Here is a 26,060-nt window from a genome sequence, read left to right as displayed (position 1 = left end):
TTATGGCCTTCCGCCGATCGATCACCTCCTCGTTTTTCCATTTCATCGACCATTGGAGGAGAAGCGCACATGATTCCCGTCATGCAGGACAATTTCAGCCAGTTTTCGATCGGACCTTTCCCTTACGATCCGAAGCATTCCGCCATCGGCGAATATCATTATTACCCGTCCGAAGGCCATCACGGCGGCTGGTACGATCCTGTCGTCTACTACGGCTGGATGGGACCGACCTGGATTATTACGGAGGACGCCGGCGTCAAATATATGGAGCAGACGCGCCCGCAGGCGGCGATTACCGCCCATTGGCCGCTGCTCGTCAAAGGCGACGACAGCTGGCGCGACTATACGCTGGAGGCGACGGTCCGTCCGCTGTCGACGCGCTCGCACACAGGCATCCTGTTTCGCTACCAGCACGGGCGGCGGTATTATTTTCTCGGCTTCGAAGGCGGGAAACTCGTGCTGCTGAAGCGCGATCAAACGGTCGTAGCCGAGCTCGCCTCCGTACGATTCCCGTACGATTGCGACACCTATTATCGTTTAAAGGTTGTTTGCGACGGCCCCTTCATCCGCGCTTCCGTGGATGGCGCTGAGTTCCTTCAGGTAGAGGACTCCTCTTATTCTCACGGCAAAATCGGCCTGTCTTCGCGTATGCCCGCCCAATATGCCGATGTCCGCGTGACGATGACCGAGGAGCAGCATGCGCAGTGGATCGCCTTGGTTCGCACCGCTGCGTTGGAGCTGGCGCAGCAGCGCGGCGAGTATCCGCAGCCTCGCCTGTGGAAGTCGATCGACCTGAAAAATTTCGGCACGGCGCGGCAAATCCGCTTCGGCCATCTGACCGGCGGCAGCGAGCTGCAGATCGTGCTCGCCCAGCACCAGAAGCGCGGCCATAAGGACGCTTATGCCCACATCAGCTGCCTGACCGCCATCACGATGGACGGCGACGTGCTGTGGCAGCTCGGCGAGCCTAGCACGCTTGCCGACCATGCGCTGCTCTCGGCCGACCTGCCGTTTCAAGTGTGCGATGTCGACGGCGACGGTTATGACGAAGTGGTCGTGGCGCGCAACTTCAAACTGATGATTTTGGACGGCCGCACCGGCGAGGTGAAAAAGTCGGTGCCGACGCCGCTTTCCTCGTCGTCGCCCGAGCCGCTGTACAGCGTGCCGTTCCGCGAGTACGCGTTCGACCGGATCAATGTCGATGCGATCCGGATTTGCAATTTTTCCGGCAAACCGGCACCCAGCGACATCTTGATCAAAGACCGGTACAGCCGCGTCTGGGTGTACGATAACGAGCTTAGGTTGCTCTGGTCTTTTCACGAGGGAATCACCGGGCATTTCCCCTATACGGCGGATGTGGACGGCGACGGCAAAGAGGAGATGTTCATCGGCTACCATCTCGTCGATCACGATGGCCGCTTGCTCTGGACGCTGCCGGTGGAAACCGACCATACCGACGAGATTTTAATCGGCCGCTGGGACCCGTCGCGCCCGGACCCGCTGATCGCCATCGCCTCCGGCGAAGAAGGGTTTATGATCGCCGATCTGGACGGCAAGCTCGTGCACAAGCACATGATCGGCCACGCCCAGCGCGTCAGCGTCGGCAACTACCGGCCGGAACTCGAGGGGCTGGAGCTGTGCGTGTCGACGTTCTGGGGCGAGCAGGGCATCGTCTATTTCTTCGACGGCACCGGCCGGCTGCTGCACCAGTTCGAGCCGACGTGCAACGGCAACCTGATCACGCCGGTCAACTGGACCGGCGACGGCCGCGATCTCGTGCTGCTGAACGGCAATACGCAGCACGGTGGCCTGATCGACGGCCACGGGCGGCGCGTCGTCACGTTCCCGGAGGACGGCCACCCCGACCTGTGTGCGGAGGTGCTCGACCTGACCGGCGACGGCCGCGACGAAATCGTGCTGTGGGACCCGCAGCGCATGTACATCTACACGCAGGACCGCCCCGCTGAGGTGCAGCCTGTGGCTAGGCCGGATAAATATCCGCATTATAACGCTTCGAATTATCGCGGGGAATTCAACTACCCGCGGGGGTGATATTTATTTGGAAAGGATGAGAGTCATGCAACTGGCGACATCGACTAAAATTTTGATACATCGAAGATATTAAAATTTTAAGGAGATACCAGCGTCATGAAGATGAAAGCAGCCGCTTTGAAGCTGGCGATTGCGCTAACTATATGTTCTGCCGGATGTGCCGCGCCCCGGGTATCGGCGGAAGACTACGCAACCAGCCGGACGGAATTTCGCTCGCCACCGGCTTCTTCCGCCGAAGTCATTTCCATACAAGTAAACGGCCATAATTTGGCGCTCGAGCAGCCGCCTGTCACCGCGAACGGCAGTACGCTCGTCCCGTTTCGAAGCATATTCGAGGAGCTGGGAGCGAAGGTCGAATGGGACGGAAATACCTCGACTGTAACTGCAAGCAAAGGTCTGAATCTCATTTCGTTGACAATAGGGTCCAATACGGCAACCCGCAACAGCGAGCAGATCTTACTCGATGCTCCGCCTGTAAATCTTAACGGCAGTACTTTGGTGCCCGTTCGTTTTATCGCAGAATCTCTTGGCGCAAAGGTCGAATGGTCGGCGGATACGAGAACGGTTCGGATTTCGACGCAGCCCGAGGGCGTAAGTCCGCCGGCTTCGTCAAAATCCGCGGCCGATACGGTCCTGACCGGCACATTTGCGTATCCCTGGACCAATCCGTTAAACTTCGGCACGGCCGAAGTGAGCAAATTGGAGAACAGCCGTTATCATCTGCACGTTTCGGTCGTACATGGGTTTAGCCACAGTCTGGGCGAGCTCGACTCCGACTTCACCTTCGACGGCAAGGCGTTTATTTTCTCCAATCCGGAATACAGCAAGCTTACTATGGCTTTTACTGAAAACTCCATAACCATCGATTACCCGGGTGACGGCTTTGGCGGATATAACGCTGAACCCAAAGGGACATTTTATCTGCAAAATTCAGGAATTGACGATGCTCCATTTCTGACAAAACTTTATACCGATTTGCAAATCCCCGATTCGTACCGGCACGGTTTTACCGATGTATACACTTACCATATAGGCGGGACGCAGGATGCGCTGCTCGTTCGGTCTCGCAGCAGTATCAATCGCTCGAAAATCATCAGCGAAAATCTGGCAATCTATGATACGTCTTCGCAAAGCTTTGAACCTCTAGGAGAAATAACGGGGTATACCAAACATGATCTCGGCAAAAAGCTTGAAGCTTTTTCCGGGAGCGAGGAATTGATTTATGAGCTCTTGAATAAAGAATACGCCGACCGATTCACCGGGCTGCAAATGCAAAAATTCGATGATGGCGACCGGACTGCAGGCGATCCCGAACAGTTTCGTCTGACCGATGCCGAAGCTTTTTACGTAGTTACCGGTTCTGAGAATACAACTTCTATTTCCGAAAATTTTCGCGATCAAAATAACATCGGATCCATATTTCGGACTGAGGTCGATCACTCCGATGCCGATAGCGTTACCATTCATATTTATGAGCTTGTCCGCAACGGCAAGAATGACGAGCATACCGCGACTATCGATTGGCTTGAAGTAAACCGTTCGAACGGGCGAGTGAAGAGCATATTATTCAAATAGACGAATGATCGCTGCTAATAGGCGGTTTTTCCGCCTCTCGGCTGCCGACCCGCCGCCTGCGCGGACTGCCGCCGGTCTGTCAGCCGGTTTTACCCGCTCTCAGGCTCCGGCCCGACACTCCGGCACCGCTGAGAGGCGGTTCTTCCGCCTCTCAGCTGCCGACCCGCCGCCTGCGCGGACTGCCGCCGGTCTGTTAGCCGGTTTTACCCGCTCTCAGGCTCCGGCCCGACACTCCGGCGGCGCTGAGAGGCGGTTTTTCCGTCTCTCGGTCGCAAGCGGCACCGCACAAAAAATACCGTCAAAAGCGCCGCAACGCGCTTCTGACGGTATTTTTCACACTATGCCGCTCACACCGAAACCGGCCGGCGAAACGCCTCCAACGCCTGCCGAACCTCCGCGGCCGTATCCATCTCGAGGATGCGTTCGGCCAAAGCGACGCATTCGCTGCGCTTCATGTCCGTCACGACCTTCTTCACCCTGGTCAGCGAAGACGCGGACATGCTCCACTCGTGCAGCCCGAGGCCGAGCAGCAGCGGCGCTGCCAGCGGATCGCCCGCCATGCTGCCGCACATGCCGGTCCATATGCCGTATTTGTTCGACGCATCGATGACCGTTTTGATCAAACGAATGACCGCCGGATGGAAGTAGTCGTACAGATGCGCGACCTTCTCGTTCATCCGGTCGACCGCGACCGTGTACTGCACGAGATCGTTCGTGCCGATGCTGAAAAAGTCGACTTCCTTCGCGAAGCTCGGCGCCATCAGCGCCGCGGACGGAATCTCGATCATGATGCCGAGCTCGATCGTCTCGGCGACCGCCTTCCCTTCCGCGCGAAGCTGCTCCCGCGCTTCTTCGTACAGGCTGTGGGCTTGCCGCCATTCGTCCATGCCCGAGATCATCGGGAACATGATTTTGACGGTGCCGTATACGCTCGCCCGCAAAATCGCCCGAAGCTGGGTAAGCAGCAGCTCCTTGCGGTCCAAACAAAGCCGAATCGCCCGATACCCGAGGAACGGATTCATTTCCTTCGGCAGCTCGAGATACGGCAGCTCCTTGTCCCCGCCGATGTCCAGCGTGCGAATGACGACCGGTTTGCCCTGCACCGCCTCAGCGACCGCTCGATAAGCGGCAAATTGAGTCTCCTCGTCCGGCATGCTCGACTGTCCCATGAACAGAAACTCCGTCCGATACAAGCCAATGCCTTCGGCACCAAGCTCCAGCAATCCCTGAGCTTCTTCCACCGTGCCGATGTTCGCCGCCAGCTCGACGCGGAAGCCGTCCTTCGTGACCGCTTCGCGAGCAGCGTACGCCGCCAGCTCGACCCGCTCCGCTTCTTCCCGCTCCAGCTGCTGCAAATACGAAGCTTTCGTCCCCTCGGAAGGGTTCACGAAGCAGCGTCCTGTCGTACCGTCGATCACGATCTCGTCGCCATGCCGGATCGCATCCACCGCGTCGCCCAAACCGAGCACAGCTGCAATCCCCAAGGAGTTTGCGAGAATCGCGGTATGAGATGTTTTTCCCCCGATGCGTGTGACGAAGCCGAGCACCTTGTTTTTATCGAGCTGCACCGTATCGGAAGGCGTCAAATCGTCGGCGACGAGAATGACCTGTTCCCGGATGTCGGAAAGCTCGGTCCCTTTACGTTCGGACAGCTGCGCAAACAGCCGGTTCCCCACATCGCGGACGTCCGCCGCCCGCTCCCTCATATATTCGTTAGCCATGCCTTCGAAAAGCCCGGCGATCTGCGTCACAATTTGATGAACCGCCGTTTCCGCCGTCCATCCGTCTTTTTCGATCAATTTCTCCATCGGCGGAAAGAAGGTCGGGTCCTGCAAAAAGCTGATCTGCCCTTTCAGGATGACCGCCTTTTCCTCCCCCAGTGTGCTCACGGCACGCTCAATCAAAGCCTGCAGCTCTTCCTGGCAGCGGGCTTTCGCCTGCCGGAGCCGCTCGATTTCGCGGGTGGGATCGTCGGTTTTCTTCTTCTCTATATCCGTCAATCGGACCGGCGCGTATACGAAGGCTTTCCCTATCCGGATCCCCGCCGACACCCCGAGCCCTTGCAGCTGTTTCTCCTCCATAGTTGCTCCTCCTATCCCTTTAAGCGCCGGAGGCGCCTTGCCTTGAATCAGGCTTCCCCGAAGCCGCTCTCCACCAGGGACGTCAGCGCATCCAGCGCCGCCTCCGCATCGGAGCCTTCCGTAGCGATGGTGATGACCGAGCCTTTTTCCAGCCCGAGCGTCATCAGCCCCAAAATGCTTTTGCCGTCCACTTCCGTATTGTCCGCGTCTTTGTGCACGATCACCTTCACGTCGGACTGAAAAGAAGCGGCTTTCTCGGTAAACAGCTGGGCCGGGCGAATATGGAAACCGGACTCGTTCCGGATCGTTACGTCTTTAGTTAACATGGTAAATTCATCTCCTGATTAAATGTTAAATGTTTTGCAAAATAGCGGTCAATTGCTGCGGCTCGGTTACGCTGAGCAGGCTTTCGCGGAACTGCTCGTCGATCAGCTTGCGGGACAAGGCGATCAAAATTTGCAAATGCTCGTTGCCCGCAGCCGCCTCCGGCACCGCGATCATAAAGACGATCGATACCGGATTCCCGTCGAGCGACTGCCAGTCAAGCGGCTTCGCCAGCTTGGCGAACGCGAGGCCCGGCTTCGTGACGCCGGCGGATTTGCCGTGGGGAATCGCTACCCCGAAGCCGATCCCCGTCGATCCGGTTTGCTCGCGCTTCAGAACCGCATCCAAATACGCGGCTTTGTCGCCGATGCAGCCGGCTTTCTCGAGTCCGTCGATCATCGCGCGGATGCAGCTTTCTTTATCCGATGCGTCCAGCGGTATCATAATGCTTTGTTCATGCAGAAGTCCTTGAATGTTCATGGCTAAGCTCCTCCTCAAGTAAAGGGGGAAAGCCGTCCCCGGCTTCCCCTAAAAATGTGAAATGGTTTATTCTTGTACAGCTGCGACCGGTTTTTTCAAAATGTTCAGCACGATCGCCGTAACGACGGTTCCCGCGATGATTGAGACAGCGTACATCCCGAGGTGGCCTACCGCGTTCGGAATCGGCAGTACGAAAATGCCGCCGTGCGGGGCGCGAAGCGTTGCGCCGAATACCATGGACAGCGCGCCGGTCAGTGCAGAGCCGGCTACGGTCGCCGGAATGACGCGGAACGGGTCGGCGGCCGCAAACGGGATGACGCCTTCGGTAATAAACGCGATGCCGAGAACGGATGCCGCTTTGCCGGCATCGCGCTCCTCTTTCGTGTACTTCTTCGGCGCGAGCAAAGTAGCCAGCCAAACGCCGAGCGGAGGCGTCATGCCTGCCGCCATCACGGCCGCCATCGGTCCGTACACGTCGCTCGCCAGCAAGCCGACGGCGAACGTATAGGCCGCTTTATTGACAGGGCCGCCCATATCGAACGCCATCATCGCGCCGAGCAAAATGCCGAGCAGCACGGCGTTCGTCGAACCGAGCGTTTTCAGCCAAACGGTCAATCCGTCCATAATCGCCTTAACCGGTTCCCCTATGACATAGATCATTAATAGTCCCGTTACCCCGGTGGCAATGAGCGGTATGAGCAAAATCGGCTTAAGGCCTTCCAAATTCCGCGGCAGCTTGATGTAGTCCTTCAGCCATTTTGCAACGTAACCGGCCAGAAAGCCGGCGATGATGCCGCCGAGGAAACCCGCGCCGATTTTCGAAGCGAGCATGCCGCCGACAAGCCCTGGCGCAAGCCCCGGCTTCTCTGCGATCGAGAAGGCGATAAATCCGGCCAAAATCGGCACCATCAAGGCGAAAGCCGCGCCGCCGCCGATGTCCATCAACGCAGCAGCGAGTGTGCCTTGCTGCTTAAACGCCTCGATGCCGAAGACAAAAGACAATGCGATCAAGAGACCGCCGGCTACGACGAGCGGCAGCATGTTGGATACGCCGGTCATCAAGTGCTTGTAAGGGCCCGAGCGCGTGGCGCTGCGCTGCTTCTTGGCTTGCTCGACCTGCTTCAGCAGATCGTCCGATGGAGCGGCAGCCTGCTTGCTCAGCGCTTCCTCGAGCAATCCCGCCGGATTTTTGATCGCCTGGGCTACCGGCACCTTCACGACAGGTTTGCCGGCGAAACGGTTTTCCAGTACGTCGGTATCCGCCGCTATAATAATAGCGTGAGCTTCGGCGATTTCTTGTTCGGTCAGTTCATTTTCTACGCCGACCGCGCCGCGCGTTTCCACTTTAATCGGAATTTGCTTCTCTTTGGCCGCCTTGGCCAGCGATTCAGCAGCCATATACGTATGCGCCACGCCGGTGGGACAAGCTGTCACGGCTAGAATCTGTTTCATAGTTTGCCTCCTGCAGTCATTTTGTATTTCCCGTTATCCCAAAGACCATATCTCCACGCCGCCCAGGTTCGCCTTCACCTCGGACAGCGTGCAAACCTCGGTTCCCGGCTTGGAAGCCGTCACCGTTCCTGCCGCCGATGTCCATCTGGCGATGTCCTCCGGCGTCATGCCGTGCAGCAAACAGTAGATCAGCGCGGCTACCATCGAATCGCCGGCGCCTACGGTGCTTTTCGGCGAAATCGGGAACGGCTTGGCGCGTATCGCTTCGTTGGCGCTGACAAGAATCGAGCCTTCGCCGCCAAGCGATACGATGACATAGGCGATGCCTTTATCCGTTAGCCTTCGCGCTGCAGCCACGATCTCCTCGTCCGTGAGAAACGTTTCGCCGAACAGCGCCTCCAGCTCGTGAATGTTCGGCTTCACCGCATACGGCACCGCTTCGATGCCCTGTACGAACGGCTCGCCGTCGGCATCGAGCACGGTGCGTGCCCCCGCCTCATTGGCTATCCCGATCAGCGTTTTGTAAAAATCGGCCGGTGCGCCGGGCGGCAAGCTGCCTCCCAATACGACCAGAGGAACTTCCCTTACCGCCGTTTTGAAAGCGGCAATAAACTCGTTTAACGCTTTCGCGTCCGCCGTAAAGCCGGATTCGTTAAGCTCGGTCGTTACCTTGGTACCCTCGTCGTATATTTTCAAATTCGTCCGGGTCTCCCCTTCCGTTTCGATGAACGTGTAAGGGATGCCCAGCGCGTTTAGCTTATCCGCAATCACTTTGCCTTGATGGCCTGCGGTAAGCCCGCCCGAGACGACATCGACGGCAAAATGCTTCAGCACTTTGGCGACATTGATTCCTTTGCCTCCGGCATCTGTTCTCCAGTCCTTGATCCGGTTCAGTCCGCCCGGCGTAAAATCCTCCACCGTCACGGTTTTATCCAAAGCAGGGTTGAGCGTAATCGTCAAGACGGAAGAGTTCATGGTCTAGCCCCTCCGCTGCCGGCCACCGAGACCTCGATGCCCGCTTCCTCCAGCACTTTCAGCGCGCTGTCCGAAATGCCGTCATCCGTGATGCAGTGATCGATGTCGGACAAATCGGCCACCTTCGCAAAGGAAACCCGGCCGAACTTGCTGTGATCCGCAAGCAAAATCACCTGCTTGGCGCAGCGGTAAATGCATTTCTTCGCCGAAGCCTCCAGCATGTTGGGCGTAGTCAGCCCGATCGCCGGGTCGATGCCGTTAATGGCGACGAACGCTTTATCGACAAAGACCGATTCCAGCGCTTTCTCGGTTAATGGCCCGACCATAGCCAGTGTCTCATGTCGCAGTGTCCCGCCGGTCAGCACCAGATCGATGCCTTTCTGCGCGGCAAGCTCTTGAGCGACCATCACCGAATTGGTGACCACCGTGAGCTGCTTGAATGCTTTCAGCTGTTTTGCCAAATAATAAGTCGTCGTTCCCGAATCGAGCACGAGCGTATCGCCTTCCTGGATCAGGGCCGCGGCTTCCTTGGCAATCGCCTCCTTCTGTGCGCGGTATCTATCTTCTTTTTCCACGAAAGAAGGTTCCGAGTTATCGCTTAATAACGCTACCGCTCCTCCGTGTGTGCGCCGCAGCTGGTTCGCTTCCTCCAAAATCTTCAGATCCCGGCGAACCGTCGATTCGGACACTCCAAAAAGCTGAGCCAGTTCCTGTACGGAAGCTCTTTCTTTCGACTGAACGTAATCGGCGATCTTCTGCTGGCGTTCTTCCTCAAACAGCATGGGGATCCCTCCTGTTTCCACCCGATTTCATGCTTATATGAGACCACTTACGTGATCGTTTATTCTCATTTATGATTATATGTGATTGTTAATGGATTGTAAAGCGCTTTCCAATTGAAAAATTTATGGAAATCAGTCACATATGAGCAAATACCGTCACAAGCAGCAGCCGCCAGCGATTTGTCGCTTAGTATCTCCTCCAAAACGCTTCGGAACCCTGTTATTGTCGAGTCAGCGCCTGTTTGATCCGAGTGTGCCGGGAAACCATAATATGAATTGACAGTTATATAACCCTGCGTTTATAATTGGTGTGACGTAAAAGGAGGGCGATCGCCTTGTTAGACACCTATGCCGTTATTGCCGAGCCTTCCCGCAGGCGCATCCTGGACAGGCTGCTTAAGTCCGATTCCAGCGTCACCGAGCTGGTCAGCGACCTGGGAATGTCGCAGCCCTTGATCTCCAAGCATCTGCGCACGCTCCGCGCCAGCGGCCTTGTCCGGGTCAAAGTCGAGGCGCAGCGCCGCATCTACTCTCTGGATGCCGGTCCGCTCGCGGAGATCGACGAATGGCTCAGCGCTTACCGGATGACATGGAATCGGCACGTAGACAAGCTGGCGGAGCATTTGGACCGAAGAAAAAAATTACGGGAGGAAGCCCAACAATGAATTCACACGTTTTTGAAAATCCCCGGCTGGACCGGGACGGAGACGAATGGGTGCTTGTGCTTGTCCGGACCTTGGAGCATCCTTGCGAGGAAGTATGGGATGCGCTCACCCAGGCGGAGCAAATTCCGAGCTGGGGGCCTTTTACGACGGACAGGGATTTGACCGTTCCCGGAGCGGTACAGCTGGCGCATATCGACATGCCTGAGGCGGAAGAGGTGCCGGGGTATGTCCTGGAAGCGAATGCCCCGCACCTGCTCGTCTTCAAGTGGGGCGACGATATTTTGCGCTGGGAACTGAGCCGCGATGGAGAGAAGACTATCCTGACTTTGCGCCATCGTTTCGCGGACCGCCAGCAGGCACCGTCTTATGCGGCGGGATGGCACCTTTGCCTCGACGGCCTTGCGGGTACGCTGGCCGGCAAGCAGATGCCTTCCATGGTGGGGCATAACGCGATGAATTTCGGTTGGCCGGAGCTGCATAAGCGATATGCGGAAATCCTGGGGATTCAATTGCCCTGAAGCCTGATAAGCAACTCTACCCGGACGAAAGAGGGAATGTATCGTGAACAACCTTACGAAAATGAAAATACTCCGGCCCGCCGGAGAAGTATTTGAAGCTTTCGTTGACCCGGCCAAAATCGGCGGTTTCTGGTTTTCATCCAGTTCCGAACGATGGGAGGCGGGCAAAACGATTACACTCCGTTATGACGAGTATGGCGCCCAGGGCGATATCGACATTGTGGAGATCGAGCCAAGCAGGAAAATCGTTTTCCGGTGGGGGTACGGGGAGGCCGTGCATGTTGTGACGATTAAGCTGACAGAATCGGAGGACTCGGGCACCATCGTTGAAATCAACGAAGAAGGATTTAACGAAAACGATCCCGATCTGATCGATCAATTGGTAGGCAACAAAGAAGGCTGGGTCTACATGTTAACCTGTTTAAAAGGTTATCTGGAGTTCGGCATTACCGGCCTGAGGGCGGCGCTGGTCAAGTAACTGTAAGCACCTCGGCACGTTTCGGATTGAAAGCCCCGGATTTAGTTTAAAAAACGGATATAACCGGATCCTAAGGGATACCCGTTATAATGAGTCCACATCCGTGCTGATTCAGCGCGGATTTTTTTTGCGGTTCAACATAGCAGGCGATCACCAAACATAGAGGAACTCACATTCGCTATTCTCGGGAAAATAAGCACATCCGGAAAATAGAGGAACTGAGATGCGTTAATAAACGGAATATCGCTTGATGGCTGGAAAAACAGGAAAATAACGCATCCGAGTTCCTTTATTCTTGGCGAATCCGTCTAAATGGCCATTATAGCGCACTGCAGTTCCTTTATGACCCGGGATAGACGCAGCAAGCTGTTTGGACTTAACCTGACAACATTGGGCGAAAGCCCCCGGTCAGTAGGTCCAATGCACGCTGAGCTCTAACGGAAACAAAAGCTGTTACGCAGAAGCCGCCGCGGATGAGAACCGGGCGGCCCATTAAGCTATCGGGTACTTCAACGCTTAAGCATATTTGATGATATTGGCCACGATGACGAACACGGCGCCGATCGCCAGCCACATCAGCATGAGCGGCCAGAAGAAGCGGACCCACTTCTGGTAAGTGATCCCCGACACCGCCAAGCTTCCCATCAAAGCCGAAGAGGTCGGCAAAATCATGTTCGAGATGCCGTCACCGAGCTGGAAGGCCAGCACGGAGGTCTGCCGCGTAACACCGAGCAGATCGGACAGCGGCACCATGATCGGCATCGTCGTGACCGCCATGCCTGTGCCCGATGTGATGAACACGTTCATCACGTTCTGGAAGACGTACATCCCCAGCACCTGCACCGAGCCCGGCAGCTCGCCTACGAGCGCAGCGAGGCCGTTCACGATCGTATCGATGACATTGCCGTGATCGAGCACGACCATGATCCCTCTGGCGATCCCGATGATAAACGCGCCGTACGTAATGGAGCTTGCGCCTTTTACGAATTCGCTTGCGATCCGGCTCGGCCCGAAGCCGGCACAGAAGCCGGAGATGACGCCCATCGTGAGGAAAAGAGCGCCGAGCTCCTCCATCCACCAGCCTTTTTTGGAAACGCCCCAAATGAGCAGCGCAAATCCGATTACAATCGCCGCAATGGTGAGGTAGTGCTTCAGCTGCATCGTCGGCAGCTTGGAGAAGTCGACTTTTTCCGTTACGGCGGACTGCTCCAGATCGTACACGAGTCCTTGAGCCGGGTCTTTTCTCACCCTGCCGGCATATCGGACCAAGTACAGGCTTGTCACCGTAATCAAACAGACAAGTAAAATGATTCGCAGCCATGCTCCCGAGAACATAGGTACTTGAGCGATTGCCTGCGCCAGACCGACGTTAAACGGATTCAGGATACCCGCCGTGAAGCCGCAGGAGGCCCCCAGGGAAATCATCGCCGTTCCCGTCAAGGCGTCGAAGCCGAGCGCCCGGGCGATGGCGATGCCGATCGGCACGAACACCATCACCTCGGTCGACATCCCCATCGTGAAGCCGCCGACCGAGAACAAGGTGAGGAAGACCGGAATAACCCACTTCCCTTTGTTAGCGAACGTTTTGGCCACCCTCGCAGTCACCGCTTCAATCGTGCCGGTGGACGAAATGATTTGAAACGCCCCGCCGATAATGAAGATAAAAAAGACCACATCGGCCGAATCGATCAGCCCATGAACGATCGATTTCGGAATTTCGACCGGCTGCACCGGGCTCGGATCGACATGATGATAGGAGCCGGTAACCAGCAGCGATTTGCCTGTCGCTTTATCTTTAACGCGGTCGAACTTGCCGGCCGGGACGGCATAGGTCAGCGCTGCCGCCACAAAAATCAAAATAACCAGAATGACGAACGTATGAGGCATTTTAAACCGTTTGCGTGAACCTGATGTTGCCATATTACCCAATCCTGCCGCCCTCTTTTCTTTGCTGTTTCCATTCTTCAAACTCGCTGCGTACGCGCCTCAACGCCTCCGGGTCGGCACACAGATCGAATGCGGTCATGGCGAGCGCCTTGGCCGCCCGGTTTAACTCGATCATGCCCTCTTCCGCCCCTGCAAGCCGGGCGAATTCCGGCGTATGCGTCGTTGCGTCGCCAAGACGAATGTACGGATGTATCGCCGCCGTCAGTTGGCTGACGTTGCCGATGTCGGAGGAGCCGACCCCGCCTTTTTGCGGCGGCTCGCTGACTTCGATGCCCATGCGCTCCAGATTTTTTTGGAACAGTCCGGCCATGACCTTGTTGTTGTTACGTTCCGCATAGATGAGCCCTTCCGCGATGTCAACCGTCGCCCCGACGCCTTCCGCCGCGTGCCGCACGGCCCGGTATGCTTTCTCCCGCACGGTTTCCAGCTCCTCGACATTCGCCGCTCGCAGGATGAACACCGCCTCACACAGCTCCGGCACGACGTTCGGCGCATCTCCGCCCTTGGTGATGATTCCGTGAATCCGTACGTCTTCCTTCATAAACTGCCGCAGCGCATTGATCGCCACGAAAGCGTTAATGAGCGCATCCAGCGCGCTGATGCCCTTCTCCGGCGCGGATGAAGCATGGGCCTGCTTCCCGTGGAAGGTGAAGGTCGCATCCACACAAGCGAGCGCGCCGCGCAGCACCATTGTTTTATTCTGCGGATGGCACATCATGGCCGCATCGATCCCGTCGAGCACGCCTTCGTTGCACATGACGATCTTGCCCCCGCCTTCCTCCTCCGCCGGCGTGCCCAGTACAATAATTTTGCCCGGCAGCTCAGGACAGGCATCTTTGAGAGCAAGCGCAGCGCCTACGGCGGCCGTGCCGATCAGATTGTGGCCGCAAGCGTGCCCGATCGCGGGAAGCGCATCGTACTCCGCAAGAAGGGCCACGGTCGGCCCGCCCGGCATTCCTTCCCAAGTGGCGCGAAACGACGTTTCCAGCCCGGCGATCCCCAGCTCCACATCGAAACCCGCTTCCACTAAAGGCTCCGTCAGCCAGCGCTGCGCCTGATGCTCATGGAAGCTGAGCTCCGGATGAGCATGAATTTGCAAGGCGATTCGCCGCAGCTGTTCATCCCGCGCATCCACGGCACGTTCAATCCACTGTTTCTGCCGGTTCAGCTCGTCATTATTCATTAGTTCCCCCAACCTTACACCGAATATTTATGCAACTTTATGAATCATTGTAGCGGTCCGGCAGGAATAAGTACAATTAATAGTTTTTCGCGCTTTGCCTAAAAAAATTTTATGGATCCGAGCTGAGCTGCAAGGGTCTGCCTTATCTTTCCAACCAAAAATCCGTTGCACTTGCCTGCCGAATTGCCTCTTCCATGCTGCTTATTCGTTAACTTCAGCTTCTAAATTATTGCAAGGAACATGCGGGAAAGAATATTTATGCATACCACCGTTCAAAAAAAATAAGGCCCCGAAGGACCTTATGAAGTATGTTCGGTTTTCATAAATTGAACAAAGCGGTCGACAATCGCCAGCGACAGAGAGGTTTCCTGATACAGCATCCAAGTATTCCGCTTGATCGGCTCACCGTTCTTGCGGATTAAGTCGACGGTATGCAGCCCGTCCTCCGGAGAGACAAATACGCCGGGCACGATGGAGTACCCCAGCCCGTGTTTGACCATTTCCTTACAGGTTTCATAAGCATCCACCTGCATCGTAATCGTCGGCGGAGCATCATAGCGTTCGTGCCACCAGGCTTGAATCGTTTCGCTTAAGCGGGACGGCGCCGGGCTCGCCGCTTTGATTTTCGGCTCTTTGTAATGAATTTGCGGCAGCTCCGGAAGACGTTCCAGATCAAGCGCTTCTTTGGAGATAATGCAGATCGACTCATCATGCAGGAGGCTTTTGGCGCCATGCCAGGAATACTCGCCCCGCACCACACCCACATGGATTTCTTCCTGGTGCAGCTGGTCGAGAATCTCCGGACTCAGCGCGCAGGTCACATTGATCTGTACGTCGGGGTAATGATCCTTGAACTTTTTGAGCAGCGGGGGAAGCTTGTACAAACCGAAGTAGCTGGCCACACCGAGCCGGAGGGTGCCTTTGACTTCATTGCGCATGTTCGTGATGTAATCTTTCATTTTATTCAAATCGTCGAGCGATTTTTTCGCATAGGCGGCCAGGTATTCGCCTTCCGGCGTCAGCTTGGCGCCCTTGGCATTTTTAACGATGATGGGAACGCCGAATTCTTTTTCCAGCTGATGGAGCCTGTACGTTAACGCCGGTTGGGTGATGTACAGCCGCTCCGCCGCTTTCGTCAGGCTCTGCTCCTCCATCAGGTACTGCAGCAGAACGCAATCCTTCTCGTTCAAGTTACCCGCTCCCTTTCCTCAAGAAACCCCGTCTGGCGCAGCACTCAAGCTGTCTCCGATACATAGGGTTCATGCTGCTTCTATTCTAACAGAGGAGGGGCCGGACACCAAAAGTCGCTCCTTTAACGAAACCGGAACACGCGGTTCATCTGCTCTATAACGAGTAACAGTTGCGGGTGCTTTTTTCGATATGGAGCCCTGAAGAGGGGGTATGGATAAATAGGTGTCCCCCATCCATAACATATTTAGGCTTATAACTAATCCTATTCCTGCCAGGTCACTGGTTTATCGAGTATGACGCCATCCGTCCCCACCCATTGACGGAGACTGCCCGCTTGAACTTGAATAACGATGAAAAACAAATCACCGGTACCATTATTGCGAAGCGTGCGTTCGCCTTCGGGAGAAACACGAACAGTCGTTCCTTCCTTCACATCAAAAATTTGTCCATCCACCTGAAACTGACCGTGGCCGCCAATAAAAAGATATAGCTCCTCATTCTCGCGATGTGTGTGATAGAACGGGATAGAACCTCCCTCCGGCAGTTGGTTCAGTGAAACTTCCATGCCGGTTAGTCCAAGCCTGTCCTTCAAAAAGTACTTACCCGGGATAGGGTCCTTCGACATACTCAATAGACCGCTAAAAGAACCCGCTTCTACAACGCTAAAATTATTTCCATTCATCTGTAAACTTCCTTTCAATATGAATTAATTACTCCCCAAGTATAGTTTGTGTACTTGCAAATTGCAATTACAAACTTGTAAAATGCAAGCATGAATCGTATAATCGAGTCATGAAAAAACGAACATCCACCGTTTGTCCAATTGTATATTCGCTAGACATCTGGGGCGATCCCTGGAGCCTGGTCATTCTTCGCGACGTCCTCATCCACAACAAGCGATATTACCGCGAGTTTCTTGCTTCGCGCGAGCGTATCTCAACCAATATATTGAGCGCACGGCTCCAATCGCTCGTTGAAGCGGGCCTGCTCGTCAAAATAGAAGGCGAGACGAACCGCGCACAAACGATGTACCGGCCAACACAAAAAGCACTTGATCTGTTTCCGGTTGTATTTGCCATTATGCATTGGGGCCTTAAATACAACCCGAATACCGATATGAGTATACCCATCATGAAGGAACTGGTAACCGACGAGAATGGGCTGGAGCGGCGCCTATTGCGGAATTTCGACGATCTTAAATGATATGTCGATTTTTATGGATACACCAAATAACGGTTAAAGGGGAATGTAAAAAAAGTGACCCACCACCATATGGTGAGTCATTTTTTCATGAAAGCTGCAGCTTTTATAAGTTATTTTCTTGGTTACATTACATCATCAGTCGGATGTCAATATCTAATGGTAAATAACTTAACCCTTCACCAAGTCCTCTACGATTTTTACAAATAATGATAATAAAAAGTTGCGCGAGTCGTTTGAACGAGCTGCGAATATTTATCAGCAGGCGCGTCCGGATTATCCGGAACAATTGTTCGATAATTTAATCCATGCGGCGAATTTGAATCCGGGTGATCGTTTGTTGGAAGTGGGTTGTGCCACAGGAAAGGCTACTCTCCCGTTAGCCAAGCGCGGATTTAAAATCACGTGCGTAGAGCTTGGCGCTGAGCTCGCTGCAGTTGCCCGTCAAAACCTTGCCGGAATGGACGTTGACATCGTCAACGGGAGCTTCGAAGACTGGCAGCCGGAGGCGGAGTTTGGGTTTGATCTGGTATTCGCTGCAACCGCTTGGAAATGGATTGATCCCGAAGTTCGGTACACGAAGGCATGGCAGGTTCTTCGTCCCGGCGGACATCTGGCCTTTTGGAACGCAGATCACGTTTTTCCGGATGACGGAGACCCCTTCTTTCGTAATATTCAAACCGTTTATCATGAGATCGGCGAAGGTAAACCGGTAGACAACAACGATTGGCCTCGACCAGGGGAACTTCAAGAGCAAAGAGATGAGATTGAAAAAAGCGGCCTGTTTGAGATTGTTCACATAAGACATTTCGACTGGGAGCGCATATATCGTGTTGACGAGTATATTAAACTCCTCGAAACCTTCTCGGGGCACATACTTATGGAGGAATGGAAACGCGACAAGCTCTTCAACGAAATCCGGGTTTGCCTTAATAATCGTCCGGGAAAGTCGGTTCGTCGTCACTGGGGCGCTGTTCTTCACGTTGCCCGTCGAAAAGAGTTGAAATGAACCGTTCAGTACCCCTTGCGAATGAATCCGGTTCAAATAACGGATGAAAACACCTCCGACCGCCTATATATTTACCCATTTAGGTGAAAATAAGGCGAGGTGGTGATATCGCAAATGGCTTTTTTGCTTGTTTCGGTTATTTTGTTCAATGGCATCGCGTTCTTTATGCCGAAGCGTTTGGGGCGTGCCGACATGTTTGTCATCGCTTTGTTCGGGCTCGTGTTCCAGCAGTTGGTCGATATGTTCGTTAATCTCAAATATGATTTATACGGCTTCTTCCAAACAGGAGTTGATTGGCTCTCCCTTATCCCCATGTTAGGCCTTTTCCCATCCGTGACTCTGATCTTTTTCAACTTTTATCCATGGAATAATATGAAAAGCTCCGTCCTTTACGTCGGTCTGGCGTCGGCATTTCTGGTCGGATTCGAATATTTATCGCTGCTTGCGGGTTACTTTTATTACCACGGATGGAAGCTTTGGTGGTCCGTTTTCGAATATCCGCTGCTGCTGTATATCAATGTCGCGTTCTATAAAGTATTCAAAATCTTAACGAAACCCGCCGACGGAGGCAGCTGACGGATCGGACCACATGCACTTCTTGAACGATATCTCGTCAGGCGATCCGTGGCGATATGTTCATTTCCAGCAACCTCCGCGGCGGTCCGATTACAAAGAGCCTGGCCCGCTGCCGGCCAAGCTCTCTTTTTTTCGCATAGCGATTCACTTGAGCGGTTTCCGAACATGCACCATCATAAGTTTGCTATGTTTCAAATATTCGTAAACGAGCCCGGTCGTAGTCTGCACGACGAGAAAAACAGCGAGGTTATATTCAGGCCGGAACCCTAACTGGTACTGGGTCATATGCACCCGCTCCGCCAGCCACTCGAATCCCATACCTACTGCAGACCAGCCGGCCACGTAGAGCAAAAACGTTTTTTTGCGGATATGCAGCCACTCGTAAAAATAAACAAAAAAATAACCGAACGGCGCGAACATAAAGTACGTGAGCAGATCGGTCAATTCATAGCGGTTCGAATCGTTCACCCGGTAAAAGTCCATCATACCGCCGCCGATCGTAAAATCAAACAAGGTGGAGCTGGCGAAACCCCAAACGAGGCTTACGATCGCAACGCTTCTCGGCAATCTTTTCGGCAGCAGCCAAATCGCAGCATAAGAGACGCACAGCATAATGACGACGAACCACTCGTTGGCGTCAAAACGCTCCCATAAGATCACAGCGGCTTCACCTCGACATTCATCGATTTTCTTAACAGCTTATGCGCGTAAAAAGTGATAAACAGCATCGCCAAAAAAACGACGGCATCGTAAATTAAATTCCACCTGACATAGTACAAAATTTGAAAATAACGGGCAATGGCGAAGCTCCCCAGCACCTCTCCCATGCCGAGCGCGACGGCAAGCAGCGTATGTTCGGTCGATTTTTTATCGTATATATAATTGAACATAATCGTAAAAACGATCGGGATCAGCACGCTTCTTTCCAGCATAAAAGCGGCGTACTTCAGGGGATCTCCCGATGTTTGGACGTAATAAAGCTCTTCGATCACGATCCACGAAAAGTTGATGCTCAGGATCATGACGAGCAGGAATATAAAAATGCTTTCCACAGCGGTTAAGCCTTTTCGCATGGAATACAGCACGAACACGGTCGCCCAAGTCAAAGCAAAAAACAGAACGAATCCCACGGACGATCAATCCTCCGGTCATAAGCTGGTATTACCGCTATAGTTTGCCGCTGTAACCGAAATCATATTCCTTTCGTGAATCCTCTACCCGCACAATTCCAGGCATTCGAAGCCGGCTTGGCTGCACAAAAAAAAGCACCGCCCCCGCAGGATCGGTACTTTGCTGATCACGATGATTTTTTCTCAACATCTCGGAAACCGACGAATTTTTTAAGATGCCCGTTCCACACCCTGAAGCGCACGGAGCGCAAGCTGGACAGCAGCGTTACGGTCGGCACATCCTGAAACATCGGGTTTTGTTCGTGAATCTGAGGCAAATAATAATTAGGCACTCTCGGGTTCAAATGATGAATATGATGAAACCCGATATTTCCCGTGAGCCAGCGCAGGATGCCGGGCAGCTTGTAGAAGGAGCTTCCCTGCAGGGCCGCTTTCACATAACACCAATCCTCTTCGTTTTCGTAATAGGTACCTTCGAACTGGTGCTGCACATAAAACAGCCATATCCCCGCCGCACCGGAGATGAAAAAGATCGGTCCGTGCACCAACAAAAACGACTGCCAGCCGATAGCCAAACATAATCCCGCCGCTGCGGCGGCGATTCCCGCGTTTGTGATGTACGTGTTGATGCGTTCCTTGTATCCCGCCGACTTCGCATTAAAGCGGTAATCGATCAGAAAAATATAAATCGGACCCAGTCCGAACATGACAAGCGGATTTCGGTAAAAGCGGTACGCCCAGCGCCGTAATGGAGATAATGCCGTGTATTCCTCTACAGTCAACGTCCATATATCGCCGGTCCCCCGTTTATTCAGGTTACCGCTCGTCGCATGATGAATCGCATGGCTGCTGCGCCATTGCGAATAGGGACAGCAGGTCAGGATTCCGGTGATCGTCCCGACGATAGCGTTTGCTTTTCGGCTTCTGAAAAACGACCTGTGACAGCAATCATGAAAGATAATAAATATTCGAATTAAAAAACCTGCCGCAACGACGTCAAGCGCAAGCGTCAGCCAAACCGAAACGGAAAGGCATACGTACGCTCCATACCATAAAATAAAAAAGGGGCCCAGCGTATTAATAAGCTGCCAAACACTGTGACTAAGCCGCGGTCTTTCATAAGGCGCCGTAGCTTTCCGCCATCCTCCGTGATCTTCATGCATCATACTGCTATCTTCTTCCTCTCCAATCGTTTATAGGCAAGGCCGTCATGCCGGTCGATAAATCGGTGTCTGCCATACTGACTGGAGCAAGGCGTACCCCATAACGTTATGCTCGAACGATAGTTTTGTCAACAAATAATATATTCCTCAGCCCGCGGTCCGGGAATAATCAAGCTTATTTTGCAAATAACTAAGAATGGCTTATAATTGATGACTTTTCCATGAAGATACATTCGTGTTTGTAGCGGATGATTCCATAAGAAAAAACGTAGGGGAGCATGCCATGATCAGCAACCGGGAACTTAAAGATGAAATCGAACAATTAAGCCAGCAAAATCAAAGCCTGACCCAGGAGCTTCAGCAAATCAAAGATTTGCTGCAAAAGCAGGGGCAAAGCCGGAATCAAGGGCAACATCAAAGCCAGGGCCAGAATCAAAGCCAAGGCAGCGGCGGGAGCCAAAACCAAGACAGCGGCAGTGGCGGCGGCATCTCCGATGTAGCGAACGACCTGAAGAAATTGAAAGACATGACCACCCAACTGGAAACGAAAATGCAAAATTACATTTCAAGCAACTCCTCCTCCGGAAACTCGCTCACCCAGGAAGACATCGTAAATCTCATCCTGTCCATGATGAATGGAATGATCGACTGGACGATGGATTACGTGTCCCAGCAATCCGGACAATCGGGCACTACATTGCAGTAGTGCGCCATCGGCCCCCACTACGTCAGGGTAGCTGTATCGTTGACACCGGCTTCGGCATCTTGTATAGTAAAAAATGTAATTTCATAGGAACGCTTACGACGGAAGCACCCGTAAGAGAAGGCTACAAGCCTTCCTTGCCGGTGCTTTTTTTGTTGCAAGCAGACCTGCCTATTACAGGATCAAAGGAGGATTTGCATGAAACCCCGACACATGTTCACCGCCTCGGTGGTCGCCTCGATGCTGGCCACCGCGGTCCCGGCTGCAGCCCTGGCTGCTCCGATCGAAATCGCCGCTTCCACCAAGTCGGCGCTGGACAAAACGGTCGCGCAAGCAAACCAGTCTCAAGCGGACCGAATCAGCTCGCTGTATGAAGAACTTCTCGCTCTGCAGAAAGAGCAAAAAGATTGGGACGAAAAAATCAAGTCGCTTCATGCCGCCAACCAGGACAATTTAAGTGCGCTGGGCAAACAGATCAAGCAGATCGACGCCGGCGAGTTGGACCGGCTGGAATCTGTCGTGGCCAATACGCGGAAACAATACGAGCCGCTGCTCTCCCGTTACACCACGCTCAACAAGCAGCTTGAAGCGGCACGGAATTTGAAAAGCAAAGATCTCAGCGGCCTGCTCCGCATCCAGATCAGCCTCCTGAAAGTCCCCGTGCAATTAGCGCGAGCAGACATTAAAGCGAAGGAAACGTCATTGCGAACCGCCAAAGCGGGCGCATCGCAAAAGATGAAGGACATCCGCGGTCTCCTGGAAGACAGAGATCCGCTTAACGAGCAGATCAAGACGGTGAAAAGTGCAATCAAATCGACCGAAAGCGAAGTGTCCCCCGTGCTGAGCGCGTTTAAACAGGCCGTGAAAAAAGGGGATGTGTCAGCCATATCGGACTCGCTGACGACGCTCGTCTCTTTGTCGCGCCAAATCAATGAAAAGAAGCAGGCCATCTATAACCTCGAGAGCCGAATCAGCGCCGTCCTTGCGGATGCAGAGGCGAAACTGCCCTAATGGCCGGCCATACGGCGCATTCACCTCCAGCGATGTTTTAGCCTCGGGTTTCGTTTCGTGCTGTGCCGCCGGTCCCCTATGTTTTTGCCGAAATAAGTGTGATATCATTTCCTTGGAAGAAGCATCCTAAAGCCACATAGATCCTATATCCGGGGAGATGACGATCGATGGTTGTCACTATCGTAAAAGTTTATGTCAAAGCCGAGCATGTCGATGATTTTATTGCCGCCACCGTGGAAAATCATAAAGGCTCCGTGCAGGAGCCGGGTAACCTGCGCTTTGACGTTTTGCAGCACCGGGATGAGCCGACCTGCTTTACGCTGTACGAGGCCTACGAGTCGGAGGCGGCGGCGGCGAAGCATAAAGAAACGCCGCATTATTTGAAATGGCGGGATGCGGTCGCGCCTTGGATGGACAAGCCGCGCGAAGGCACGCCCCATCGCGTGATCGCCCCGACGGAAAAGGAGCAATGGCAATGAATCCGTTTCAGTTCGCAGGAACTCCGGCGATTTCGTTCGGCAGCGGAACGGCGCCCAAGCTGGCCGAAGCGCTTCCGGAAGGAACGCGCCGCATCTTGTTTGTGATGGGCAGCTTCGAACGGACGAACGCCGAAGCCTGGAGCAAGATCGCTGCGGCGCTCGCAGCGAAAGGAATCGCATACGACATCGCGCATATTCATCAAGAACCCACCGTCGAATGGGTCGACGAAGTGGCGGTGCGATATCGCGACGCTGCCTCGCCGGGCCGTCCGCAGCCGTTCGACGCCGTTGTGGCGATCGGCGGCGGCAGCGCCATGGATGCGGGCAAAGCGGTGTCCGCGATGCTGTGCACCGAGCCGGGCGATACCGTGCTGCATTATTTCGAGGGCCAGCCGGACTATCGGCCGCACAGCGGACGCAAAGTGTTTTTCGTCGCGGTGCCGACCACGTCCGGGACCGGCAGCGAGATGACGAAAAACGCAGTGATCTCCATTTCGGGCGGCTTCAAACGGTCGATCCGGCACGACCGGTTTATCCCGGATGCGGCGGTTGTCGATCCGCAGCTGACGATCAGCTGCCCCGCGCACGTCAAAGCCGCAAGCGGCCTGGACGCCTTGACGCAGCTCATCGAATCGTACGTATCGGTCAAATCGTCGCCGCTTACCGATGCGCTGGCGCTTTCCGGCATCGAAGCTGCCGCGAAAAGCCTGATCCCGATCTGCACCGATGCGGCGGACGATGAGGCGCTGCACGCGCAAATGGCCTACGCCTCGATGATATCGGGCATTACGCTCGCGCATGCGGGGCTCGGCCTCGTGCACGGCTTCGCCGCTCCGCTTGGCGGCAGCTTCCCGATCCCGCATGGCGTCATTTGCGGGACGCTTTTGGCGGAAACGACGAAACGAGTCGTCCGCCACCTGCAAAACGGGACCGACGCGGCATCGGCGTTAGGCTTGGCCAAATACGCCAAAGTCGGTGCCGTCGTCACCGGGCATCCGGCAAGCGACGTGCCCGGCTGCTGCGACGGATTGATCGCCGCTTTGGAGGAGTGGACGGAACGCCTCCAGCTCCCGAGGCTCGACCGCTACGGCGTAAATGCCCGCAACATCGATCCTGTGCTTGCCGCCACCGACAACAAGCTGAGCCCCGCGCAGCTGGACCGCACCGTCATGCGTGAGATTTTGCTGGCCCGGATGTAGCGGCATGTGACTACCGACGCGGTCCCGTCACCGGCCGCAAAGCACCGTCCCCTGATACAGTGCGGCCAGTGCTTTGCGGCCATTCGCGGTCGAGTCCGCCGAACCGTGGATCGAGGCTGGCAGATAACCCCGGTCAGCCTTTGCCTAGCGTAAAGTTACCCGATTGAGTGCGCACCTTCAGCTGAATGTCTCCGCTTCCGAACGTTCCTTTAATAACCCGCTTGTCCTCGTCCTTCTCCGCATATCGGAAGCCGCTCCACTCGATCGTCCCGCTTCCCGAATTTCCGCGGTAATCGACAGAGAGCGAAAGCGGATCTTGATCCAAATTGACGATGACGTTCCCGCTTCCGGCCTTAAGTTCCGTATTTTTCAGCAGGGAGCTTGCTTCCAGGCGAATGTCGCCGGAGCTCGTCTCGGCCTTGATTGCCGCCTGTCCTTCGGACAATTTCACGTTTCCGCTTCCCGCGTGAAATGCCGCCTCATTGCCTTTGAACCGGCTCGCCGCAATATTGCCGGAGGTCGATTCCAGAGAAATCGCCGCCGATTCGACATCCTTCACATCGATATTTCCGCTTTTTACGCTTGCTGCGAACGATTTGGCCTGTACCCGGGACGCTCCTACATCTCCGCTGCTCGCCTTAAGCTCAACGGCGCCCCCGTTTATCTGCTTCACATCGATGTTCCCGCTGCTTGTGGCGACCTTGATCGAGCTCCACTGCTTCTCCGGGATCTCGACGGTCAAATCGATATCCAGCATATTGAAGCCAATGTTAAAATTGTCCGGTATATCGGGTTCCACTTTCAACGTATCGCCTCTCGCCTCCATCCGCAAATCGATTTTTCCTTCATAATTGGAGCTAGCATTCCCCTCAAGCGACGCTACGATCTGGTTCGAGCTTCCTTTGATCAGATGCACATTCGTGCTCGAGGTATTTACTACAATGTTCTGAAAGTCGGCGGCCGCCGTTTCCTTCCTGATATCGACCTTGCTCTTGTTAACCGCAAATACGCCGCCCGGGAATCCCGGGATCATTCCCACGCTGTGCAGCCCCCACACAATTCCTGCCATGATTAAAATAACACCAAATACCATCCGGATTTTCATCGATCATCTCTCCATTATCAAAATACTCCAAAGCGTACGCCGCTTGATGATTTACAGTGTAGCATTAAACATGCGGCCGCACATTGGTCCCGCGATGTGTTTGCGCTCCGTCTCAGGTCCAGTTGGCGCCTTTCATCGTTTCGATCCCGAAATGCAAAAAAGCCCCCGATACGGGGACTTCTACCGATTCATATGAACGGGACCAATATGATAACCCTACGCCTTATAAACCGGGGGGACTTTTAACCAACCTTTTTTTCTTAACAGATCCCTGAGCCCAATCGCATAAGCCGCTTTCTTCATCTGGAATTTGGCAAACATCGCCGCCACATCCGGCCTTACCGCCTCCGTCATCCCGCGGCAGGCATAATTGATTCCGAGCACGATGTTGAAGCTGAGAAGATTCGCCACTTCTTCGTCGGATAATTTGGAGCCCTCCGGAATATTGCGGAAGTCGCCGACCGGTTTACCCGGCATTATCTCGGGCAGCGGGACACCTTCTGCTTTAAAAAACGCGGTTAAATCCTCGAATATTGGAGTGTGCACGGTGTCGATAACCTCTCTCAGCTTCGCTTTAAGCTCGAGGTCCTGAACAATGTTGAAGGACACCTGTTCGCCGCGCATCGTCTGGTCCGTCGCCGTCAAATAAAACCATAGATTCATCACTTCTCCCACATTAAGGGGCGGCTTTTCCCCATCCAGAAAAGGCTTGATGGAATCCGCAAACAATTCCAAGACATTCATGGCGTCACACCCTTTTTTGTTACATAGGTTGCTTCATT

General features: G+C 54.4%; 27 protein-coding genes. 12 read left to right on the top strand and 15 right to left on the bottom strand.

All coding sequences use genetic code 11. The features are described from left to right. Positions 1 to 69: 69 nt before the first annotated feature. Both MYS68_RS31660 and MYS68_RS31655 read left to right on the top strand, forming a co-directional pair. Complete coding sequence (locus MYS68_RS31660) at positions 70 to 2,052, top strand: rhamnogalacturonan lyase family protein (protein ID WP_248929608.1); 1,983 nt, start codon at positions 70 to 72, stop codon at positions 2,050 to 2,052. A 96-nt stretch (positions 2,053 to 2,148) separates the two neighbouring features. Further along, a complete protein-coding gene (locus tag MYS68_RS31655; RefSeq protein ID WP_248929607.1) occupies positions 2,149 to 3,627 on the top strand; it encodes a copper amine oxidase N-terminal domain-containing protein in 1,479 nt (492 codons plus the stop codon). A gap of 347 nt (positions 3,628 to 3,974) precedes the next feature. Here MYS68_RS31655 and ptsP read toward each other — a convergent pair whose 3' ends face one another. From ptsP to MYS68_RS31625, 6 genes are all read right to left on the bottom strand, one after another. Then, positions 3,975 to 5,708: a phosphoenolpyruvate--protein phosphotransferase gene (gene ptsP, locus MYS68_RS31650; protein ID WP_248929606.1), complete on the bottom strand. Its 1,734-nt coding sequence runs from the start codon at positions 5,706 to 5,708 to the stop codon at positions 3,975 to 3,977. Positions 5,709 to 5,755: 47 nt separating this feature from the next. Beyond that, positions 5,756 to 6,034 (bottom strand): HPr family phosphocarrier protein, encoded by a 279-nt coding sequence (locus MYS68_RS31645; protein ID WP_248929605.1) that lies wholly within the window; start codon positions 6,032 to 6,034, stop codon positions 5,756 to 5,758. 25 nt (positions 6,035 to 6,059) lie between these two features. After that, the gene (locus tag MYS68_RS31640) at positions 6,060 to 6,512 is read right to left on the bottom strand and encodes a PTS sugar transporter subunit IIA (RefSeq protein ID WP_248929604.1); all 453 of its coding nucleotides are present in this window, start codon (positions 6,510 to 6,512) and stop codon (positions 6,060 to 6,062) included. A gap of 66 nt (positions 6,513 to 6,578) precedes the next feature. Next, positions 6,579 to 7,964 carry a PTS fructose transporter subunit IIC gene (locus MYS68_RS31635; RefSeq protein WP_248929603.1) on the bottom strand — a complete coding sequence of 462 codons (1,386 nt, stop codon included), beginning with the start codon at positions 7,962 to 7,964 and terminating at the stop codon, positions 6,579 to 6,581. A gap of 33 nt (positions 7,965 to 7,997) precedes the next feature. Continuing rightward, a complete protein-coding gene (gene pfkB / locus MYS68_RS31630) occupies positions 7,998 to 8,939 on the bottom strand; it encodes a 1-phosphofructokinase (protein WP_248929602.1) in 942 nt (313 codons plus the stop codon). After that, the gene (locus tag MYS68_RS31625) at positions 8,936 to 9,721 is read right to left on the bottom strand and encodes a DeoR/GlpR family DNA-binding transcription regulator (protein WP_248929601.1); all 786 of its coding nucleotides are present in this window, start codon (positions 9,719 to 9,721) and stop codon (positions 8,936 to 8,938) included. Before MYS68_RS31625 ends, pfkB begins: the two co-directional genes overlap by 4 nt. A gap of 335 nt (positions 9,722 to 10,056) precedes the next feature. Between MYS68_RS31625 and MYS68_RS31620 the strand changes: the two genes are divergently transcribed. From MYS68_RS31620 to MYS68_RS31610, 3 genes are read left to right on the top strand one after another with little or no spacing between them, the layout of a single operon-like run. Then, complete coding sequence (locus MYS68_RS31620; RefSeq protein WP_248929600.1) at positions 10,057 to 10,386, top strand: ArsR/SmtB family transcription factor; 330 nt, start codon at positions 10,057 to 10,059, stop codon at positions 10,384 to 10,386. Beyond that, positions 10,383 to 10,904, top strand: a complete 522-nt coding sequence (locus MYS68_RS31615) for an SRPBCC domain-containing protein (RefSeq protein ID WP_248929599.1) — start codon at positions 10,383 to 10,385, stop codon at positions 10,902 to 10,904. The genes MYS68_RS31620 and MYS68_RS31615 overlap by 4 nt, the downstream gene beginning before the upstream one ends. 43 nt (positions 10,905 to 10,947) lie before the next feature. Continuing rightward, complete coding sequence (locus tag MYS68_RS31610) at positions 10,948 to 11,382, top strand: SRPBCC family protein (RefSeq protein WP_248929598.1); 435 nt, start codon at positions 10,948 to 10,950, stop codon at positions 11,380 to 11,382. Positions 11,383 to 11,898: 516 nt separating this feature from the next. Here MYS68_RS31610 and MYS68_RS31605 read toward each other — a convergent pair. The 4 genes from MYS68_RS31605 to MYS68_RS31590 all read right to left on the bottom strand — a co-directional run bounded on the left by MYS68_RS31605 (position 11,899) and on the right by MYS68_RS31590 (position 16,385). After that, positions 11,899 to 13,302: a YfcC family protein gene (locus tag MYS68_RS31605; RefSeq protein ID WP_248929597.1), complete on the bottom strand. Its 1,404-nt coding sequence runs from the start codon at positions 13,300 to 13,302 to the stop codon at positions 11,899 to 11,901. A gap of 1 nt (position 13,303) precedes the next feature. Continuing rightward, complete coding sequence (locus tag MYS68_RS31600) at positions 13,304 to 14,512, bottom strand: M20 family metallopeptidase (RefSeq protein WP_248929596.1); 1,209 nt, start codon at positions 14,510 to 14,512, stop codon at positions 13,304 to 13,306. A 299-nt stretch (positions 14,513 to 14,811) separates the two neighbouring features. Continuing rightward, on the bottom strand, positions 14,812 to 15,702 hold the full coding sequence (locus MYS68_RS31595) for a LysR family transcriptional regulator (protein ID WP_248929595.1): 891 nt from the start codon (positions 15,700 to 15,702) through the stop codon (positions 14,812 to 14,814). 263 nt (positions 15,703 to 15,965) lie between these two features. Continuing rightward, positions 15,966 to 16,385: a cupin domain-containing protein gene (locus MYS68_RS31590; RefSeq protein WP_248929594.1), complete on the bottom strand. Its 420-nt coding sequence runs from the start codon at positions 16,383 to 16,385 to the stop codon at positions 15,966 to 15,968. Between the two features lie 110 nt (positions 16,386 to 16,495). Between MYS68_RS31590 and MYS68_RS31585 the strand changes: the two genes are divergently transcribed. From MYS68_RS31585 to MYS68_RS31575, 3 genes are all read left to right on the top strand, one after another. Next, positions 16,496 to 16,906: a winged helix-turn-helix transcriptional regulator gene (locus MYS68_RS31585; protein ID WP_248929593.1), complete on the top strand. Its 411-nt coding sequence runs from the start codon at positions 16,496 to 16,498 to the stop codon at positions 16,904 to 16,906. A 220-nt stretch (positions 16,907 to 17,126) separates the two neighbouring features. After that, complete coding sequence (locus MYS68_RS31580) at positions 17,127 to 17,912, top strand: class I SAM-dependent methyltransferase (RefSeq protein WP_248929592.1); 786 nt, start codon at positions 17,127 to 17,129, stop codon at positions 17,910 to 17,912. A gap of 114 nt (positions 17,913 to 18,026) precedes the next feature. Further along, positions 18,027 to 18,488, top strand: a complete 462-nt coding sequence (locus tag MYS68_RS31575; RefSeq protein ID WP_248929591.1) for a CBO0543 family protein — start codon at positions 18,027 to 18,029, stop codon at positions 18,486 to 18,488. 144 nt (positions 18,489 to 18,632) lie between these two features. On the opposite strand, the gene MYS68_RS31570 is transcribed toward MYS68_RS31575, so the two are convergent. The 3 genes from MYS68_RS31570 to desA form a co-directional block, all read right to left on the bottom strand. After that, the gene (locus MYS68_RS31570; RefSeq protein WP_248929590.1) at positions 18,633 to 19,148 is read right to left on the bottom strand and encodes a hypothetical protein; all 516 of its coding nucleotides are present in this window, start codon (positions 19,146 to 19,148) and stop codon (positions 18,633 to 18,635) included. Continuing rightward, on the bottom strand, positions 19,145 to 19,618 hold the full coding sequence (locus tag MYS68_RS31565; RefSeq protein WP_248929589.1) for a hypothetical protein: 474 nt from the start codon (positions 19,616 to 19,618) through the stop codon (positions 19,145 to 19,147). Before MYS68_RS31565 ends, MYS68_RS31570 begins: the two co-directional genes overlap by 4 nt. A 167-nt stretch (positions 19,619 to 19,785) precedes the next feature. Next, positions 19,786 to 20,784, bottom strand: coding sequence for a Delta(5) desaturase DesA (gene desA, locus MYS68_RS31560; protein WP_248929588.1), 999 nt, complete (start codon positions 20,782 to 20,784; stop codon positions 19,786 to 19,788). Positions 20,785 to 21,064: 280 nt separating this feature from the next. Here desA and MYS68_RS31555 point away from each other — a divergent pair, with 280 nt between their 5' ends. The 4 genes from MYS68_RS31555 to MYS68_RS31540 all read left to right on the top strand — a co-directional run bounded on the left by MYS68_RS31555 (position 21,065) and on the right by MYS68_RS31540 (position 24,173). After that, positions 21,065 to 21,487: a hypothetical protein gene (locus MYS68_RS31555; RefSeq protein ID WP_248929587.1), complete on the top strand. Its 423-nt coding sequence runs from the start codon at positions 21,065 to 21,067 to the stop codon at positions 21,485 to 21,487. Positions 21,488 to 21,682: 195 nt separating this feature from the next. Continuing rightward, positions 21,683 to 22,495, top strand: coding sequence for a coiled-coil domain-containing protein (locus MYS68_RS31550; protein ID WP_248929586.1), 813 nt, complete (start codon positions 21,683 to 21,685; stop codon positions 22,493 to 22,495). A gap of 167 nt (positions 22,496 to 22,662) precedes the next feature. Next, the gene (locus MYS68_RS31545; protein ID WP_248929585.1) at positions 22,663 to 22,974 is read left to right on the top strand and encodes an antibiotic biosynthesis monooxygenase; all 312 of its coding nucleotides are present in this window, start codon (positions 22,663 to 22,665) and stop codon (positions 22,972 to 22,974) included. Continuing rightward, positions 22,971 to 24,173, top strand: a complete 1,203-nt coding sequence (locus MYS68_RS31540; RefSeq protein ID WP_248929584.1) for an iron-containing alcohol dehydrogenase — start codon at positions 22,971 to 22,973, stop codon at positions 24,171 to 24,173. The genes MYS68_RS31545 and MYS68_RS31540 overlap by 4 nt, the downstream gene beginning before the upstream one ends. A 133-nt stretch (positions 24,174 to 24,306) precedes the next feature. Here the strand turns inward: MYS68_RS31540 and MYS68_RS31535 are convergent, their stop codons facing one another. Together MYS68_RS31535 and MYS68_RS31530 are read right to left on the bottom strand one after the other, a co-directional pair. Further along, a complete protein-coding gene (locus tag MYS68_RS31535) occupies positions 24,307 to 25,278 on the bottom strand; it encodes a DUF4097 family beta strand repeat-containing protein (protein ID WP_248929583.1) in 972 nt (323 codons plus the stop codon). 216 nt (positions 25,279 to 25,494) lie between these two features. Further along, positions 25,495 to 26,022, bottom strand: coding sequence for a DUF3231 family protein (locus tag MYS68_RS31530; protein ID WP_248929582.1), 528 nt, complete (start codon positions 26,020 to 26,022; stop codon positions 25,495 to 25,497). Positions 26,023 to 26,060 lie beyond the last annotated feature (38 nt).

Source organism: Paenibacillus hamazuiensis (assembly GCF_023276405.1).
Classification (GTDB): Bacteria; Bacillota; Bacilli; order Paenibacillales; family NBRC-103111; genus Paenibacillus_AF; species Paenibacillus_AF hamazuiensis.
This window is presented reverse-complemented; position numbering and strand designations above follow the sequence as displayed.